Source organism: Kamptonema formosum PCC 6407, assembly GCF_000332155.1.
GTDB classification, from domain to species: Bacteria; Cyanobacteriota; Cyanobacteriia; order Cyanobacteriales; family Microcoleaceae; genus Kamptonema; species Kamptonema formosum.
The window spans coordinates 1,185,841-1,203,801 of the sequence record NZ_KB235904.1 but is presented as its reverse complement, the minus strand read 5'-3'; the positions used below and the strand labels follow the sequence as shown (position 1 = coordinate 1,203,801).

Genomic DNA, 17,961 nt, shown 5'->3' with positions numbered 1-17,961 from the left:
TAAAAAATTCTAAAATTTAGCAACATAACCAATGAGTGAAATTTTTGACGAACGACAAAAACTCAAGATTTCTGAAGCAGCAGAAGTGTTCGTGTTTCCGGCATCTTTTGCTCAACAGCGGCTGTGGTTTCTCGATCAATTAGCGCCGAACAATCATTTCTACAACGTCACAACCGCACTGCGTTTAACAGGTGTACTCAACCAGGATTGTCTGGAACGGGCGCTCGATCAAATTGTGGGCAGGCATGAAGTTTTGCGGACAACTTTTGCGGAGGTAGACGGGCAGCCTGTACAAGTAATTTCTCCGAATTTAAAGTTTGTTTTCAATATATCCGACTTGCAGAAGATACCCGCAGAAAAACGGGAAACAGAAGCCATGAAATTAGCGGAACTGGAGGCGGAGAAACCTTTTGATTTATTAACAGGGCCGCTGCTACGGGGCCTGCTGATTTGTTTGTCGGAAACCGAGCATATTTTATTAATAAATATACATCATATTGTTGCGGATGATTGGTCGCTTGGAGTGTTGATTCGGGAACTGGGAATTATCTATACCACTTTGGTAGACGAGCGCTCTTCTGAACTGCCAGAATTGCCGCTGCAATATGCCGATTTTTCGGAATGGCAGCGCGAATGTTTGCAGGGGGAAGTATTAGAAACTCAGTTAGTTTATTGGCGGCAGCAATTGACAGGTATTCAGGCGTTAAATTTACCGATCGCTCGACCTAAATTAGCTGCACAAAGCTACCGGGGAGCTACTGAATTTTTCGAGCTGCCGCCGCATTTGAGCAACGAGTTAAAAGCGCTTTCGCAGCGAGAAAGGGCGACTTTATTTATGACTTTACTAGCAGCATTTCAAGTATTACTGTACCGCTATTCGCAGCAGTCAGATATTGCGATTGGCACACCGATCGCTAACCGCAACCGCAGCGAAATTGAAGGCTTAATCGGTTTTTTTGTCAATACTTTAGTGCTGCGAACTGACTTATCGGGAAACCCAACTTTTCGAGAACTTTTAAGCCGCGTTCGGGAAGTAACAATGTCTGCTTATGCCCGCCAAGATGTGCCTTTTGAGCAACTGGTGGAAGAATTACAGCCGGAGCGTTCTTTGCATCAAAACCCGCTGTTTCAGGTGGTATTCAGCCTGCAAAATGCGCCTTCACAGCAGCTACAGTTGCCCGGATTAAAGTTGAGTTATGTCAATTTGGAAGTAAAAACAGCGCGTTTCGATTTGGAATTTCACTTGTGGGATGCTGCGGACAATTTCAGGAGTTTCTATGGGAAAGATTGGCAGTATGCGGACAGTTTTAGAGGCGCAGCAATCTACAACACGGATTTATTCGATCGAGCTGCCATTAGCAGAATGTTAGAACATTTTAAGATACTTTTGTCAAGCATTATTGCTAACCCAGAACGGCGAATTGCTAACTTGCCTCTGTTGAGCGAAGCTGAACGGCAACGGCTGTTAATTGAATGCAATAATACTCGGAGAGATTATCCGAGAAATAAGTGCGTACACGAGTTATTTGAGGCGATAGTCGAGCAAAATTCTAGCGCGATCGCCCTGACTTTTGCAGACCAACAATTCACTTATCGAGAAGTCAACGATCGCAGCAATCAACTAGCACATTATTTGCAAAAATTGGGGGTGGGCGCGGGTGTTTTAGTGGGGATTTGTGCTGCGCGATCGCCAGATACAATTATCGGAATGTTGGGCATTTTGAAAGCGGGGGGAGCTTACTTGCCTTTAGATCCGAGTTATCCTGGCGATCGCCTCAATTTTATGTTAGCAGATGCCGGAGTTAATGTATTGCTAGTACAGTCAAAGTTGGCGGATATTTTTGCGGGATTTGAGGGCGCGATCGCCTGTCTGGACGATCGGGAAATTTTCGCTAAAGAAAGCACGGCAAATCTGGCTAACACCGCAACCTCAGACAATCTAGCTTACCTTATTTACACATCCGGTTCAACTGGAAAACCCAAAGGTGTTGCTATTCCCCACAAAGCGGTAAATCGGCTAGTAATTAATACAAATTACGTAAAACTATTAGCTGCCGATAAAGTTGCTCAAGTCTCAAACACATCATTTGACGCAGCTACATTTGAGATTTGGGGAGCTTTATTGAACGGAGCTCACGTGGTAATAATTAATACAGAGACAATGCTTTCACCCCGGGAGTTAGCTTCCGAAATTCGCCAACAAGGTATTACTATTTTATTCTTAACTACTGCCTTGTTCCAAAAAATGGCTGCAAGTGTTCCGCAAGCATTTAATTCGCTCAGGTATTTGCTATTTGGAGGAGAAGTTGCCGATCCGAAATGCGTGCGAGAAGTTCTCCAAAAAGGGCCGCCAGAACATTTAATTCACGTTTACGGCCCGACAGAGAACACCACATTTTCTACTTTTTACAAGTTGCAAGGTGTACCAAAACAAGCAGCGTCAGTCCCCATCGGCTTGCCGATTGCAAACACGCAAATTTATATATTAGATAGCTATTTACAACCAGTGCCGATCGGCATTCCGGGCGAACTGCACGTCGGCGGCGATGGACTCGCTGAGTGCTATCTTAACCGTCCCGATTTAACAGCAGAAAAATTTATTGCTAATCCTTTTACTGCTAATTCTGAGTTAGGAGAATTAAGGAATGCAAAACTTTATAAAACTGGCGATTTAGCCCGCTACCTTCCCGACGGAAATATCGAATTTTTAGGTCGCATTGACAGCCAGGTAAAGATTCGCGGGTACAGAATCGAATTGGGAGAAATTGAAGCAATGCTCAATCAGTACCCAGGAGTGAAAGCAGCGGCGGTAATTGTTAGAGAAAATATTTCTGGAGACAAATATCTGGCTGCTTATATTGTTATCGATAGCATTAATTACCAACTCCAAGTTAACCAACTGCAAGCGGATAATTTGCGGGAATTTTTGAAACAGAAACTTCCTGGGTATATGGTTCCCAAAACTTTGGGAGTTTTGGAATCGTTGCCCCTGAATCCTAACGGTAAAGTCGATCGCGCGGTGTTACTTAAGATAGATGCAGAAATAGGCGATAGCCAAGAGAATTATCGAGCGCCTCGGACTGAAGTTGAAGAAGTAGTTGCCCAAATTTGGGCTAAAGTTTTGGGAAAACAGCAAGTGAGCGTTTGCGATAATTTCTTTGAATTAGGCGGGCATTCGCTGCTGGCAACTCAGTTAATTTCCCGCATCCGAGACGCTTTTCAAATAGAATTGTCGGTCAGAAATTTGTTTGAGTCCCCAACAACGGCAAGTCTAGCAAAATACATTGAGACTGTTTGTTGGGCGGCGAAAAATCAACAGGTTTCACAGCAGGCAGTAGATGCTAGAGAAGATGTGCAATTTTGACGCAATACACCGATTTTTTGGTATTTGTAAAAATAACTAGGACGGGTTCTCCGGCCCATCCCACAATAAAAAATGACTCTCATGGATGGGCAGGATTTATCAGTGAGGGTGACTATAGCGAAAAATCACGATCGCGAAGCACAAAAAGCCCTAATAACTTCCGCAAACTGCTGGTTCTTCTCCATCAATGCCATGTGTCCCCCCGGCTTTAAAGTAATCAATTCTGCTTCCGGTAATTCTGCTTTCATCCGCTGGCTAGCAGCCGGGAGAGTAACAATATCTGAATTGCCGCAGATAACTAGCACAGGAACGCTAATTCCTGCCAAAGTTTTTGTTTCATCGTATTTGAACATTGCCAGCGTGCCAAGCGCGAGAACGCGGGGAGAACCCAAGGCTGACAAGAATGCTGAAAAGTCTAATTGACCGCGAGTTTCTGTGCCTTTAAATCCCGATATTTCTACGCTGAGGTATAGCGAACCGTTGAGATAACTCTGCCAAGTCATCAACCACAAAATCGGAGAAAGAATTGAGGCGATACGCAGTATTGGTTCGAGCAAAGGCTTTTGCAAAGCACGCAACAAACCGGTAAAAATACTGGTTTTGACGGGATTTGTATAAGTCGTATCTACCAGGATTAAACCAGCTACTCGGCGGCCGAGATGTTCTGGAAACAAGCGGCAAAATGTTAGGGAAATCATGCCTCCCATGCTGTGTCCGAGCAGGAATACAGGTTTATCTCCGGCTATGGCAACGACGGCTTCAAGATCGCGGGCAAGTTTTTCTAGGGAATAATCGCTGTTTCTCGGTCGAGTGGATTTTCCTAGTCCCGGCAAATCCCAAACTATCACTCGAAATCGATTGCTCAATTGCTGTTTTACGTAATACCAAACCATACTATTTGGCCCCCAACCGTGCGATAAAATAATCGGCTGTCCGTCTTCTGGGCCGTAGAATTCTACTTGTAAAACAGTGCCATCTGGTCTTTTTAACCGCTGCACCGTACCCGTCCGCGTTGGCTTAGGTTCGTCAGTTCCGGGGCGACGAAATAGCGGTAAGCTAATAAAACGACCGCCAAAAGACCAAAGAACCATTAAGATTCCGCTAACTAAGTATGACGTGGCTACAAGTTCGCCGATGTACCATTCGTAAAGAATGTAGATACCTCCACCAAGTATTCCGAAGGACAGCAGTCCCATCAGCCATACAAGCAGAAAATTGAGTGGCATGAACGGCATAAGCTAAAACCTTGCGCTCTAATTTTGGTTGGTTTGTCCAACAGGATCATACTTAAGTTAGACCAAAATTGGCTACGAGTGAGATAAACTTTGATATCAAGTCTAGTTAATTACCCATTATATTTGTATGGACATGGCGCTGCCTTGTCCTTAGCTGTAGCGCCTTAATTTAACCGAATTTAATATTATTTATCTGGTTGGAAAATTTATTTTATTAATTGGTCAATGCGATCGCAGGATAACTCAAAATGCCAGAACCGAAAATGTCGAGTTTACCGCCACAAGTTGGAGATTCCGTTAAGGAGGGGTTGGTTGAGTTCCTATCGCGCCTTCGCAGTCTGGATATTAATATTTTTATCGAGGGCGAAACCCTGCGCTGCAATGCTCCTGAAGGAGTTATGACTGCGGAAATGCGGGCGGAAATATTGAACAAAAAGTCGGAAATTATTTCACTTTTAAAAGCTGCTAATTCTACTACTACCAACCTAGTACCTGTTTCGCGGGAAGGAATTATACCGCTTTCTTTTGCACAGCAGAGGCTGTGGTTTATGGATAAATTAGTACCGAATAATCCATTTTATAATGTTCCGGCTGCGGTGCGGATGACGGGCGCGGTTGATTTTGGGGCGCTGCAACAAAGTTTTGATGAAATTGTGTGCAGACATGAAGCTTTACGGACGACTTTTGCGGTGGTAAATGGGCAGCCAGTTCAAAAGATAGCTGCGGCTGTTAATGTGCCGATCGCTCTTTTGGATTTGCGAAATTTGCCGTCAGCCAAACGAGAAATTGAGGCCCAACGGTTGATAACTGAGGAGGCGCAGCGACCTTTTAATTTATCAGTCTGCCCGCTGCTGCGAGTAACTTTATTGCAGTTAGATGCAACTGAATATTTGCTGATACTGAATATGCACCACATTGTATCTGATGGGTGGTCGATCGGGGTGCTGGTTCAGGAATTGGGGGCGCTTTATCCGGCTTTTGCTAGTAAAAAATCTTCGCCTTTACGGGAATTATCTATTCAGTATGCTGATTTTGCAGGGTGGCAGCGCGATCGGCTGCAAGGTGATGTTTTAGAAACTCAATTAACTTATTGGCGGCGGCAGTTAGAGGGTATTTCTATGTTGAATTTGCAGACCGATCGACCCCGGCCTGCGGTGCAAAGTTACCGGGGAAAACGGCTATTTTTGCAACTACCAAAACAATTAAGCGAGGCTTTAGAAGCTTTCAGCCAGCGCGAAGGAGTGACGTTATTTATGACGTTGCTGGCGGCTTTTCAAACGCTACTTTTCCGCTATTCGCAGCAGCCTGATATTGCAGTTGGAACTCCGATCGCTAACCGTAACCGCAGTGAAATTGAATCCTTAATTGGATTCTTTGTCAACAGTTTGGTGCTGCGAACCGATCTGTCGGGAAACCCAACTTTTCGGGAGCTTTTAAACAGGGTAAAAGAAGTGGCATTGGGAGCTTACGCGCACCAAGATGTACCATTTGAAAAGCTGGTTGAGGAACTGCATCCCGATCGCGCTTTGAACCAAAATCCCTTATTTCAGGTGGTATTTGCGCTGCAAAATGCGCCTGCGGACAAATTAGAATTGCCAGGATTGACTTTGAGGCCGCAGCAGTTGGATGCAGGGACGGCTAGGTTCGATTTGGAGTTTCATTTGTGGGAGCGATCGCCCGATAATAAGCTGTGGGTTGATTGTGCCGATGGCATTAGCGGTTTTGTAATTTACAGCGCGGATTTGTTTGATGAAGCTACTATTGTGCGGATGCTAGGGCATTTTGAAATGGTGTTGTCAAGTATTGTTGCTAATCCCGATGCACAGATTGCAAATTTAGAGATTTTGACCGACGCTGAGCGAGAGTTACTGTTAGTTAAATGGAATAAAAATCAAATTAATTATCCAAAAGGTTTATGCCTTCACCAGTTATTTGAAATTCAAGCAGAGCAAACTCCCGATGCTATAGCTTTGGTATTTGGAGAGGAAAAGATTTCCTATCGAGAGCTAAATATTCGCAGCAACAAATTAGCGCATTATTTGCAAAAAATCGGGGTGGGTGCGGAAGTTTTGGTGGGGATTTGCGTAGAGCGATCGCCTGATGCGATCGTCGGGATGCTGGGCATTCTGAAAGCGGGAGGAGCTTACTTGCCTTTAGATCCGACTTATCCGCGCGATCGCTTGAACTTGATGTTAGAAGATGCTCGTGTCCCCGTAGTGCTTACCCACCAGGGGTTTAAACTCCAAGCTAATAGCGAAAGTCGTAGTGAAAGCGGAGAAACTTACAATCCGATTGTGGTTGATTTGGATAAGAGTGGGGAGAGTAGCGATCGAGAAAATCCCGATTGTGCGATCGCCCCAGTTGCAGCAGAAAATCTGGCTTGCGTCATCTATACATCCGGTTCCACTGGCAAGCCGAAAGGAGTGCAAATCGAGCATTGTAGCTTGTTAAATCTGATTTTTTGGCATCAGCAAGAGTTTGCAATTTCGGCGTGCGATCGCGCCTCCCAGGTTGCCGGGATTGCTTTCGATGCTTTCGGGTGGGAAATCTGGCCTTATTTGGCTGCGGGGGCTAGTATTTATTTTGCTGATGATGACATTAGGCGATCGCCGGATCGGTTGCAGGAATGGCTGCTATCAAATGAAATCAGTGTTAGCTTTTTGCCAACACCTTTAGCCGAACAAGTTTTGCTATTAGATTGGCCTGCTGATTCTGCTTTGCGAATTTTGCTAACAGGAGGCGACAAACTCCGCCAGTATCCTTCAGCGAGGCATCCTTTTAAAGTAGTGAATAATTACGGCCCAACTGAGACTACTGTTGTGGCAACATCCGGCACAATTCCTGTTAGGGAGCAAGCGGATACAGCACCCGATATCGGACGCGCGATCGCTAACGTTCAAGTGTATGTATTGGACAAGTATTTGCAGCCCGTACCCGTTGGTGTTGCTGGCGAATTGTACCTCGGCGGCTGCGGAGTTGCTAGGGGCTATCTCAACCGACCAGAATTAACTCAAGAAAAATTTATTCCCAATCCTTTTACTATCCAGTCTGAGTTAAAACAGCCAAGAGAACATTCCCAACTATACAAAACAGGTGACTTAGTTCGCTACCGAAATGATGGCAATCTGGAGTTTTTAGGTCGCCTCGACGAACAAGTACAAATTCGGGGTTTCCGCATCGAATTAGGAGAAATTGAATCAGTCTTAGCTCAGCATCCAGCGGTGCAGCAAACTGTAGTCATGGCTTCCCAAGATGGGGAGGGAGAAAAACGTTTAGTTGCTTATGTTGCCCTGAATCCTGAATGCAATCTTGCCGAAGAAACGGATATTCAGCAATTGCAGGCGGAGCAAGTTTTGCAGTGGCAAATGCTGTATGGTGAAACTTATAAACAACCTGCTAGCGGCACAGATCCAACGTTCAATATTACAGGCTGGAATAGCAGTTATACCGGGGAGGCGATCGCGCCTGAACAAATACGCGAGTGGGCAAATAATCAAGCCGCCCAAATTTTGAAATTACAGCCAGATCGAGTATTAGAAATTGGCTGCGGTACCGGCTTGCTGCTGTTCCAAATTGCCCCGCACTGCACCCAGTATTGGGGTACGGACTTTTCGCCGCAGTCGATTGATTACATTCAGCAGCATTTGCGCGATCGCGACTTGGCGAATGTAACGCTGTTGCCAAAAATGGCGACCGATTTTGATGGCATAGAAGCAGCAACATTTGATATGGTAGTTCTCAATTCTGTAGTGCAGTATTTTCCCAGCCTTGACTATCTTTTACAGGTATTAGAAGGTGCTGTAAAAGCAGTGGCTCCTGGCGGTAGCATTTTCATCGGCGACGTGCGAAACTTGCCTTTATTGGCAGCTTTTCATGCGGCTGTGGAATTGTATCGATCGCCCCCTTCTGCAACTATCGAACAGTTGCAGCAGCGGGTACAAATGCAGATTTTCCAAGAAACAGAATTAGTCATTGACCCAGATTTTTTTAGGGCATTAAAGCACCAATTTCCGCAAATCAGCGACGTAGAAATTCAACTGCTGCGCGGTACATTTCACAATGAGTTAACTCAGTTTCGTTATAATGTGATTCTTCATCTGGCAGGTGAAATAGATTCCGCAAACCCCCCCTCAGTCCCCCCCTTGGTAAGGGGGGGAAGGGGAGAGGAAAAAGAGATATGGATGAACTGGTCTTCTCAAAATAAAGATTTGACGGCGGCAAAAGTGCGCCAGATTTTAGTTGAAAATAAACCGGATATTTTAAAGATTGCCAATGTGCCAAATGCGCGAGTTGCAGCAGCGGTTCAGGCGGCAGAGTGGCTGTTTAATTCGGATAAATTTAAAACAGCAATTCAGTTGCAAAAAGCTTTACAAGAACTTCCTAATTTAGGAATAGAACCGGAAACATGGTATGCTTTGGATGTACCATATACAGTTAATATTAATTGGTCTAATCCTAGCAATAAAGGCTGCTATGATGTAGTATTTGTAGGGGGAGAAGAGAGAGATTTTACGGTAGAAGAAACAGGCGATCGCCCGCGCCCTTGGCACTCTTATGCTAACAACCCCCTGCAAGCTAAAGCCGCCCGTAAATTAGTGCCCCAACTGCAAGCTTACTTAGCAGAAAAGCTGCCGGAATATATGATTCCAGCAGCTTTTGCCGTGCTGGAATCGCTGCCGTTGACACCGAATGGAAAGGTCGATCGGCGTGCCTTACCTACACCGGAACCTGTTAAGTTAGAATGGGCTGGAAGTTATGCCGCACCGCAAACTCCAACTGAGGAAGTTTTAGTGAGAATTTGGCTAGAAATTTTGGGAATAAAACGAGCGGGTATTCGCGACAACTTCTTTGAATTAGGCGGCCATTCGCTGTTAGCAACTCAGCTTGTTTCTAGAGTGCGGGATGCTTGCGGGGTCGAGTTGCCTTTGCGCTGCGTATTTGAAGCGCCGACAATTGCAGAATTGTCTAAAATTGTTGATAGTTTAAAGGACAGCAGTGCTAAAATTAAAGTACCAGCCTTAGTTCCCGTCTCTCGCGAGAGCCGCAGGCTCAAATTATCCTCCCTCAACCAAGAAAGCAAAGACAGAGGATGAAAACTCTATTGTCCTTTAAAAAAAATACACCCAATGAGTTCATACGCTTTCTGGAACAATAAAGGTGGTGTCGGCAAGAGCTTCCTTTGCTTTGTCGCTGCTTCTGAATATGCTCACCGTCACCCTGATTCTGATGTCTACGTAATTGATCTATGTCCGCAAGCGAATGTTTCAGAAACTCTATTTGGTGGGTATCTCACTAGCCCAGAGGCAATACGTTCTTTAAACACTAAGACTCCGCGTGCGACGGTAGCGGGATACCTTGAAGCACGCCTGAACTCCCCTTTTAAAATGATTGAAGACGTATCACCCTACCTGTGTGAACCTAAACAATTCAATCCGAACATACCAGAAAATTTGAGGCTAGTATGTGGGGACAATCTCCTCGAAATAATCTCTGAAGCAATCCGACAGACATCCCAACTTTCGATCCCAATTGATGCTTGGAAACAGGTGCTAACTTGGGTACAGGATTTGACAGTTGCTCTTCGCAAACAAAGTGGGGATCGAGACACTCTCTTCGTCATTGACTGTAACCCTAGTTTTGCGATCTATACACAGCTTGCTTTAGTTGCGGCAGATGGCGTTGTTGTGCCATTTACAGCCGATGACAGTTCCCGTCGTGCCATAGAGAATGTCGTTGCACTCCTCTATAGTATCACCGATCAACATACAGCACCATACGCACGAATCAGCTTTGGAAAACGTGCCAAGGAAGATGGTGTACCTGTACCAAAGTTACATACATTTGTGAGCAACCGGATGACTTTGTACGAAGGAAAAGCGAGCAAGGCATTTAAAGCTGTAAATAAAACTATTAAGCAGACGATGGATGATATATACAGGAATCATCGTCATATTTTTGCAAACCCCAAAGAATCCCCAAGTAACACCTTTATTGAAATCCCCGATTATCACAGTGCCTGTGTTGTCGCTGCTACAACTGGTACACCCTTACATAAGTTAAAACCGGGTCCAAAGAACATCGCAGGTGAGCGCGTGCAATTGAATCCAGGCCCACTGGAAAAATACCGGTATGCACTCGAACAGTTCGTGAATTGTCTTTAGGAAATCGCCGTGCCGTCACCAGCAGCATTGAAGTACAAAACAGCGTCCAACACGGCTAGAACACTTCGCGAAACAGCTACAGATCCCCGCTTGCAACCAATATCGCGCAGTCAAACTCAAGTCTACTATCACTCCGCTCTAGCTGCATTTGTTGCTGTATGGGATGCTTACATAAACGAACTCGTTCGCAATTTTTTCGCTGCAACTGCAAATCCTTTAGATCCCAAATTTCATGCCGTACATTCTATTGCTAGAGATGCGGCGGAACGCGCACTTGAAAGATTTAATACACCAAACGCGGAGAACACGCGAAACCTTCTGATTCAAAACACTGGTTACGATCCTATTGGCGATTGGATTTGGTCTGCAAGAAGCTTGAGCGGATTAGCCGTTCGGCAGAAGCTCAATGAGATTTTAAGAGTGCGGCACAGTTTTGCACATGGTTTTGCTATTCCCGCGCTTTCTTGGACTCAAACAGCAACCGGAAAAGTTCGGCTTACGGCTAAAGCGATAGATGATGTTGATGTGTTTTTTACACATCTTGTGAATGTTACCGACCTCGGCATGAAGCAGCATATCGAAACGAGTTATAGTCTAGTATTGCCTTGGTAAAGATTTTAATGAAAGAGATGAAATTTTCTCTATGTAATATTTAGAAGCTACTTTGTACACGCTTTCCTTTGAGGCTTGCCTGATAATTTGATATGACTAACTATCTTTCCGACAATTCCCTCCCGGCTGGTAAAGAAAAGCTTAATCTTCCCGAAGAAACAGAAGTATTAGTCTTCCCCGCATCTTTTGCCCAGCAGCGGCTTTGGTTCCTCAATCAATTAGCTCCTGGCAATCCTTTCTACAATGTCTCAACCGCACTCCGCTTAACAGGTTTCCTCAACTTAATCGCCTTAGAACAAGCATTCAACAAAATTGTCCGCCGCCACGAAATTTTACGCACAACTTTTGCAATGGTAGAAGGGCAATTGTCGCAAATTATTGCCTCAGAATTAACGGTATCTCTTCCCAAAATTGACTTACAAAATTTACCGCTAACTCAGCAAGAAACTACCGTAAAGCAACGGGCAATTGCAGAATCGCAGCTACCATTCGATTTAGAAAAAGGCCCGCTGTTAAGAGTAAAGCTGTTGCAATTGGGGACAGCAGAATATGTACTCTTGCTGAATTTCCATCACATTATTGCTGATGGTTGGTCGATCGCGGTGTTAATTCGGGAACTAACATCGCTGTACAAAAATTTTGCAAAAAACGAGCTGTATTCGCTGCCTGAACTCCCCCTTCAATACGCCGACTTTGCAGAATGGCAGCACCAATGGTTGCAGGGTGAAGTATTAGAAACTCAGCTAACTTATTGGCGGCAACATTTAAAAGAAATTGACCTCCTAAATTTGCCGATCGCGCACCCCAGGCCGCCCGTTCCCACCTACTGCGGCGCTCGACAATTTCTAACGCTGTCGTCGCTTTTGAGCGAGCAGCTAAACTCATTAAGCAAGCAAGAAAACGCGACTTTATTTGTAACTTTACTGGCAGCCTTTCAAACCCTACTTTACCACTACACCGGGCAAGAAAATATTGCAATAGGAACGCCGATCGCCAACCGCAACCGCACGGAATTAGAAGGGCTAATTGGATTTTTTGTCAATACTTTAGTTTTGCGTGTCGATTTGTTGGGAAACCCCACTTTTCAGGAACTTTTGAGTTGGACTAAAGAGGTGACAGTAGCAGCTTGGGCGCACCAGGATTTGCCTTTTGAGAAGCTAGTAGAAGCACTACACCCAGATCGCGATTTGAGCCGCAATCCTTTATTTCAAATTAGTTTTAGCCTGCAAAATACGCCCACAGCAGCGCTAGAATTGCCGGAACTAACTTGGAGCTCGATTGACTTTGATGCGGGTACTGCTAAGCTCGATTTAGAGTTTAATTTGTGGGAGGATTTGGCAGGTATTAAAGGGCAAATAACCTACAGTACGGATTTATTTGACAGCGCGACGATCGCCCGAATGCTAAATCATTTTCAAACGCTATTAGAAAGCATTGTTGCCAATCCCAAACAGCGGCTTTCTGACTTGCAAATTCTCACGCCAGCCGAGCGAAACCAAATACTTGTAGAATTTAATAATCTATCTAAAATAGAACCCAATATTACCTCTATTTGTCAAGAGGAAGAGCGAAAATCGAGTAAAATTAAACTGTGTTTCCATCAGTTATTTGAGATCCAAGTAGAGCGATCGCCAGACGCGATCGCGGCAGTCTTTGAAAACCAATATTTAACCTACCGCGAACTTAATAAAAAAGCCAACAAAATCGCGCATTATTTACAGCAAAGGGGAGTTAAGCCGGAAGTTTTAGTAGGCATTTGTATCGCTCGCTCTCTAGATGCGATCGCAGGATTGTTAGGCATTCTCAAAGCAGGCGGAGCCTATCTACCTTTAGATCCAAATTATCCCCAAGAACGGCTTAACTTCATGTTAGAGGATGCTGGCATATCCATCTTGCTAACTACTCAACAGCACTTAACCCGCTTTACCGCCAAAGCGCAACCAGATTGCCAAATCCCCAATCTAACTGTAGTTTGCCTCGATCGAGATCGGGATGCGATCGCGCGAGAAAGCCAACAAAATCCAATTAGCAATGTAACTCCTAAAAACCTCGCTTACGTTATCTATACTTCAGGTTCAACAGGAAAACCAAAAGGCGTTTTAATCGAACATAAAGGACTGTCAAATTTAGCTGATGCTCAAATAGAAACTTTTAAATTGCAGCCCAATCACCGCGTTTTGCAATTTGCATCTCTCAGTTTTGATGCCTCAATCTTTGAAATAGTTATGGCACTGAGATCGGGATCAAGGCTTTACTTAGCAACCAAAGAAGCTCTATTACCCGGAAAGCCTTTAATCCAATTTTTGGACGACAATGCTATTAGCCACGTCACCCTTCCACCCGCTGTTTTAAAACTATTGCCAAAAGCAGAACTTCCCGCACTCCAAACTCTGATCGTTGCAGGCGAATCTTGTTCGCAGTATCTTGTTACACTCTGGGCTAAAAACCGCCAGTTTTTTAATGCTTACGGCCCTACCGAAGCTACTGTCTGGTCAAGTATTGCCGAACTTAACGAACATCAAAAAGTGTCGATTGGTCGCCCAATTCTTCATACTCAAATCTATATTTTAGACCAAAATTTGCAGCCAGTACCCATCGGCATTCCGGGCGAACTCCACGTCAGCGGCTTGGGAGTGGCTAGAGGATATCTCAACCGATCGCACTTAACACGACAGCGCTTTATTCCTAATCCTTTTAGCGATAAAGAAGGAGCGCAAATTTATAAAACTGGTGATTTAGCTCGCTACCTTCCCGACGGCAACATCGAATTCTTATGCCGCATTGACGAACAGGTAAAAGTGCGGGGTTTTCGCATCGAATTGGGCGAAATTGAAGCAGTATTGAGACAGCATCCGGGAGTGCAAGAAACCGCCGCGATCGCCTGCAACGATTCATCGGGAAATCAGCGCCTATTGCAGCAGGATTTACCGCTATCTTCATTATTCATAAATTCCACTATTGAAACTTTAGCAAATTGCCTAAATGCAGGCAAAAATTCTTTACCAAATTCGCCTTTAGTTGCCATTAATTCTCAAGGTTCAAATCCGCCATTCTTTTGCGTCCATCCTATCTTCGGTGTAGTTTTCCCTTATTATAAATTAGCAGCAGAGTTAGGAACAGACCAACCGTTTTATGCGCTGCAACCGCAAGGCATTGACGGAGAATGTTCTCCCTTAACTAGCATTGAAGATATGGCGGCTTTTTATATCGCCGCACTGCGTGAAGTGCAGCCGCAAGGGCCGTATTTTTTAGGAGGTTGGTCATTTGGAGGTTTAGTTGCTTTTGAGATGGCTCAACAGTTGCAAAAATCGGGCGATCGCGTGGCTTTGCTGGCGGTACTCGACACTTTAGCACCAATTCCCTCAAATCAAATTTCCTTTTGGGATGGCTGTAAGTTTCTATTCACAATAGCGCTGCGATCGGTTTGGCCTTTTCTATTAGATTATTTTCGTCTGCTGGCTGCTTCTGATAACTTTTTCGATGAAAGTTTCGCCTCTAGAATTGTTAAACTAAATAAAGTTATTAAACCGATATTTGCTGTGTTTAAAGCTAACAGCAAAGCAACTCTGGCTTACGCCCCGGAAACTTACTATAATAAGATTACTCTCGTGCGATCGACTGCACAAACAAGTACAGACGATCGGGATTTTACCCTTGGATGGAGCGAACTAACTAACGACAAAGTAGAAGTTATTAAAGTACCTGGAAATCACTTAACCATGCTCAGATCGCCCCACGTTCAAGTCCTCGCCCAACAGCTAAAACAATGTTTCAAAACTTTTTAATTTCGCAGTTGCACTTTGATATCCTGTCCGGCAAATTACTTACGATCTGTCATTGCGAGCCAAGCGCTGCGCTTGGCTCGCAATGACAAGTATTTAAAATGGCAAGTATTTAACCGGACATGATCAGTAAATCCACCTAATTAAACATAAGATCGGGATGGCTAAAAAGCTGAGTGTATAAACATTCTTCCTTTTTCCTTCTTCCTTCTTCCTTCTTCCTTCTTCCTTCTACTTATGACTCCCTGCGTGGTCTGTCATACAACAGATGGCAAGCTTATACTAATCCTCTTAAAGCGATTGCTCATCACTAGACGGATCGGAAGTATGAATCGATTCAAAAACGGGACAAAACCCATCAGGCGTAACCTTAAAGCCAAACAAAGGCGATAGAGGACTCCAACAACGCTGTCCTCGGAAGTGCTGACAATTGCCGCAACATTCTAACTCTACCGGCAAAGGGCGATCGCTACCAATACTAATCAATTCCCGCTGCGAGAGCCCGCGCAATACTAACTCCTCACCCTGCCAACGGGCCTCTACCAAACCCGTATCCGCAAAATTTGACCAGCGCGGATCGGAGGCAATAGTATTCGGTAAACTAATTGCTACCTCCGTCCCCATCTCCGCCAACTCCCCTTCATAGTGAGTTTCTGGCATCGCAGGTTGCAAAAATGTCTCGCCAATCGGCAACTCTACCAACGTACCCGCCGCTGGAGTATGCAACTGGTAACGGTTCCGCAACTCATCCAAGTTCGCCAAATCAGCTAAATAAGTTGGGGAGCCGTGAACGAAAATTATATGCTGAGGGCGCAAATTGTGAATAAGCTGCGTAGTGCCGGGGCCATCAGAATGCTCCGCGAGTAGATAGCTTTCTACACTACGAAGTCCCGACCCCTGTAAGGTTTCCGGCCACCCTTTCGGCGGGTATCCCGGCTTTTGAGGTAGCAGCAATATCCAAGGGCCATTTTGCTTAGTAACGTAGAGACTTAAATCCGCTGTTTCGTCAGTGATGATAATGCAGGGTGCTTTACCGAGAATACCGCGCTGTTCTGGAGACAAGCGGCGTAGGCGAGGACGCACCCGTTCGTCCCAAAATAGGGGTTGATGTTGGGCAAAATTCTGAACGGCTGTAGGAAAATGGGGTAAAAGTTCCAGGTAAGCGTCGCAACCTTGGGCAACGGCCCCATCAACCCAGATATCTAAGTCTCTGCCAGTGAAGTAGTGATGACTCCGTAGTAGCATCAGCAATTCTTGCCCAAGTCCGAGAGTTGATGTAGGTAGAAGTACCGAGTAACCATCTGCGATCGCGCGGTGGATGCGCTCTGCTAGCTGATTTTCCAATTGGCGGCGGTGGGGATGACGCGCCGTGCCATAACTACCTTCGAGAATCAGTACGTCTGGCTTGAGTCCTCGGAGGTCTCCCAAGGGCAATCCTTCAACTAAGCGAGAATTAGATAGAAAAAAATCTCCCGTGTAAACCAGGGAGTAGGTGCGGTGCGGAGCCGCATAGGTCAGCAATATTGCCGCTGCTCCTGGTAGGTGCCCGGAGGGGAACAACTGCACCCCTAGACCTCTGCGGAGTTCAACTGGAGAGTGCCAAGGCAAGGCCTGACAAAACCGTGGGTGCTCGCTAGCTGCCAACTCTGGCCAATTCAAGGCTAGGAGTTGGGTTGTCACCTCGCTGGCGTAAATCGGCAATTGCGGGAAAGACTGGTGGAGTGCTAGCAAACCTCTAGCATGGTCTGGGTGGGCATGGGTACAAAAAACTAAGTCCGCTGGCAGGGATTTTTCTGAAGATATTAGCGGTGAAATGTCCTTTAGGCCGCAGTCTAGTAAAATCCGGTGCTGCCCCATTCGCACCAGCAAACAGAGGCCATCCTCTGCATGACCTGCACCATAAGGTAAACATTCCAGCTCCATCACGATGGTTAGCCCCCTGCAATCCTAAGCAACTTGCGTCGCAACTTTCAATGCTATAGCGAGAGCGTCCTGATTTAATCAGTTTGCTTCATAGAACTTATTTAAACTTTTCCAAAGTTTACTTTTGTTCAAGTTTAATATTTAGGTTCTTTTTTCATCGTGCCATAAACTAGGTGACTTGTAGAGCGACTCGCTATCGCTAGGGGAGTTATAAAATTTACTTTCAAAAATAGGCACTAATTATCCGTCCGCTTTATGATCTTGTGAGGCTGCTGACCAATTTGCAAAGAGAGAGTATCGATCTATTTCTTTTTTACAGTTTATTTTCCGCAAATTTTTGTGGGATAGTAACTACAAATAAATCCCAGTAATTACGTAGGTTCTCTTCCTACTGTACGCCTAAGCTCTCAAACTCAGCATTAGTAGCTCAACGATCGCCAGTCCACACCCTTAATTTTGCAACAATTCTTTACATACTCCTAACATTTGCGGGCGCAGCCAGCCGCAGGCATCGTGACATTCTTGCACCAACTTGAGATAGTTTCATTGAGGTAATTTTGACATATCTATACAAATATTTATAGTAGGAACTTTTGTCTGAGAACAATAGAATCGACAAAATTATTACCTGCCATAGGTTTTATGCTAATTATAAAGAAATACGAAAACCTCTAAAACAAGTAGAATTATTATTGTTTGTAACAAATCTTGGTAGCATTAGTATATTCAAATCCTTTATTGGTAAGGACTTTAGCCAATCAATTCGGAACTTAATTTATTGTGATAATTCTTAATATCATCAGCCTTCAGTGCATTGTATAAAAAGAACGTGAAAGGGTAAAAGCAAACGAAATTTCAAAATCTTTTGCTAAAAACTTTTCCCT

General features: G+C 44.8%; 7 protein-coding genes. 5 read left to right on the top strand and 2 right to left on the bottom strand.

The annotated features are described in order from the left end of the window. The first annotated feature begins 31 nt into the window (after positions 1–31). Positions 32–3,364, top strand: a complete 3,333-nt coding sequence (locus tag OSCIL6407_RS0122305) for a non-ribosomal peptide synthetase (protein WP_007354048.1) — start codon at positions 32–34, stop codon at positions 3,362–3,364. Between the two features lie 125 nt (positions 3,365–3,489). Here OSCIL6407_RS0122305 and OSCIL6407_RS0122300 read toward each other — a convergent pair whose 3' ends face one another. Continuing rightward, complete coding sequence (locus OSCIL6407_RS0122300) at positions 3,490–4,590, bottom strand: alpha/beta fold hydrolase (RefSeq protein ID WP_007354049.1); 1,101 nt, start codon at positions 4,588–4,590, stop codon at positions 3,490–3,492. A 257-nt stretch (positions 4,591–4,847) separates the two neighbouring features. Here OSCIL6407_RS0122300 and OSCIL6407_RS0122295 point away from each other — a divergent pair, with 257 nt between their 5' ends. The 4 genes from OSCIL6407_RS0122295 to OSCIL6407_RS0122280 all read left to right on the top strand — a co-directional run bounded on the left by OSCIL6407_RS0122295 (position 4,848) and on the right by OSCIL6407_RS0122280 (position 15,157). After that, positions 4,848–9,692, top strand: a complete 4,845-nt coding sequence (locus tag OSCIL6407_RS0122295; protein WP_019487679.1) for a non-ribosomal peptide synthetase — start codon at positions 4,848–4,850, stop codon at positions 9,690–9,692. A 33-nt stretch (positions 9,693–9,725) separates the two neighbouring features. Next, positions 9,726–10,760: a ParA family protein gene (locus OSCIL6407_RS0122290; RefSeq protein ID WP_007354052.1), complete on the top strand. Its 1,035-nt coding sequence runs from the start codon at positions 9,726–9,728 to the stop codon at positions 10,758–10,760. A gap of 9 nt (positions 10,761–10,769) precedes the next feature. Continuing rightward, complete coding sequence (locus OSCIL6407_RS0122285; RefSeq protein WP_007354053.1) at positions 10,770–11,372, top strand: HEPN domain-containing protein; 603 nt, start codon at positions 10,770–10,772, stop codon at positions 11,370–11,372. A 92-nt stretch (positions 11,373–11,464) separates the two neighbouring features. Further along, a complete protein-coding gene (locus tag OSCIL6407_RS0122280; RefSeq protein WP_019487678.1) occupies positions 11,465–15,157 on the top strand; it encodes a thioesterase domain-containing protein in 3,693 nt (1,230 codons plus the stop codon). A gap of 288 nt (positions 15,158–15,445) precedes the next feature. On the opposite strand, the gene OSCIL6407_RS0122275 is transcribed toward OSCIL6407_RS0122280, so the two are convergent. After that, positions 15,446–17,077, bottom strand: coding sequence for an MBL fold metallo-hydrolase (locus OSCIL6407_RS0122275; RefSeq protein WP_007354055.1), 1,632 nt, complete (start codon positions 17,075–17,077; stop codon positions 15,446–15,448). Positions 17,078–17,961 lie beyond the last annotated feature (884 nt).